2 protein-coding genes are annotated in these 1,837 nt (G+C 41.8%); both read left to right on the top strand.

Annotation, left to right across the window (positions count from 1 at the left end):
• Positions 1–171: 171 nt before the first annotated feature.
• Positions 172–909 carry a hypothetical protein gene (locus H9Q13_RS17900; RefSeq protein ID WP_191185179.1) on the top strand — a complete coding sequence of 246 codons (738 nt, stop codon included), beginning with the start codon at positions 172–174 and terminating at the stop codon, positions 907–909.
• 50 nt (positions 910–959) lie between these two features.
• A complete protein-coding gene (locus H9Q13_RS17895; protein ID WP_191185178.1) occupies positions 960–1,484 on the top strand; it encodes a hypothetical protein in 525 nt (174 codons plus the stop codon).
• Positions 1,485–1,837 lie beyond the last annotated feature (353 nt).

The following is a 1,837-nucleotide window of genomic DNA, read 5'->3' as shown; positions in this document are numbered from 1 at the left end:
CCGAGAGCGAGAAGCGCAGCTCCCGCTCGTCTTCGAAAGTTTTCCTGCCCTGCATCCCATTGAAGATTTGGTAATATATACTTTTACGATTATCTTCAATAGGTTGTGCAACAAGCACAAGGTATAGCAAAAAGGCTTGCTGACGCTGCGCCACCTGCTATACGTACACCGTTGGCAAGAATATTAATGGAAGAAGTTTTACAAATAAACAAGAAGTATCAGTTAAGGTCTATCTCGAACGGAGTTAGGGTGCTAGCTGGCTATCTTATGGTTTTTGCATTCCTTTGGATTAAGGGGAGTAATGTGCTGTCAGAGTTAGGCTTTTACCTGTTCATGCTTGGGGGTTGTCTGGTTTCCTTTCTACCAGCTTTTTACTTACACATTGCTTATTATATAGCCAATAGAAGAACAATTGTAGAAGTAGACAAGGAGAAGCAGCTGATAACAGTTACGGACAAAAAGGGCATCCATGTTATACATGCCTCTGATGTAAAGCAAATGATAAGGGTGGTCCAGCGGGATTACCGACTTCCCGATTGGGAGCAGAACTGGATTCCTCTTCCATGGAGAAGGTACGGCTACTTAAAGTTGGTCACCCATGATAATGCCGTTTTCTTGCTAACCTCTCTTATGCTCGACCCGGTAAACCCACCTATCAAGGAAACTGAGACCCAGTATAAATTTCTGCCTGACTTAAATGAAACTGTCGAAGAAGAGTTAACACAGACGGAGATTGAAAGCCAGATACGGCAAGAAGTGGAAAGCTTTAAGCAAAAGTTTAAGAATTATTCTGAACAAGAGCTTGTAGAGAGGATTTCGAAGAAAGGATATAGAAAAGAAGCGGTCATGGCGGCTGAAGAGTTGTTGAAGGAAAATTACAATTGCCAACAAGAGCTAAAACACACTTAGGCGTGTCTTAGCCAATCCGTTATGTGGCATTTTAAAGACAGGCACCACGAATGATAATTGAAGCAGAAATAATAAGTCAACCATATTCAGGACAATACAATGAAAGAATTTACGACAATGAAAGTGCGTGGAATTCTCAAAGTTGGACTTTTATAAAGTTTACTAATGACGACTTTTCAGAATGGTGCGGACAATTTCGTGGTTTTCCAAGACAAGCTGGAGTTTCTACTTCCAGAGACATTGTTTTAGTTTTAACATCGTACTACTTATTTCAACTTGACAGAAAAACTGGCGACCTGAAAGAGTTGGAAGACCAACCGCAATATCAAAACTTGACAACAACGCCAAATGGTGACTTTATTCTTGCAGACTATTACAACTTTGAGAAAGTTACGACAAGCATAAAACAAAAAGAGCCAATTAAAAGCCCAATTCAAATGGACATAATTGAATTCAAAAAATGGGACAATGAGAAACTTGAATTTACTTGTGACGAATTTTTAAATTGGGACAGACACTTAACAATGACATACGACAGTGAAACGAACAAGATTGAAATAAAAAACGCCACATAACACGGGTTTTGCGTCAGGCATGGTGACGTGCAAACTTGAAGTTTTGTGCTTCTATTCAAGTTCAGTGCAAGTTGACAGTTTTGTGCTCCGAAACCCGCCCGAACGCAAAGCCCTTAAATGTTGGCCGTGATTGGGATTATTTTCAGATTTAAAAGTGGTGCGATTTTCAGGCTTCCAAGGGCTGGGCGGCATCAAAGGCCAAAAGTCTCAGCAACCGGCTGGCAAAGAGCCAAAGGCATAAATGGAATTTTGGCCTGAAGTCTTGCCTCGGCGAAGCCGGGAGAAAGCCTCGGCTTTCGGACGGGGGCGTCCAGGCAAGACTTTGGTGGGGCGAAGTTATACTTGGGGAATGA

Source organism: Pontibacter aquaedesilientis (genome assembly GCF_014773225.1).
Taxonomy (GTDB): domain Bacteria; phylum Bacteroidota; class Bacteroidia; order Cytophagales; family Hymenobacteraceae; genus Pontibacter; species Pontibacter aquaedesilientis.
This window is presented reverse-complemented; position numbering and strand designations above follow the sequence as displayed.

Bases quoted from the DNA above. Each gene is read 5' to 3' on its own strand.
- H9Q13_RS17895 (WP_191185178.1), top strand. From the start codon at position 960: ATGATAATTGAAGCAGAAATAATAAGTCAACCATATTCAGGACAATAC.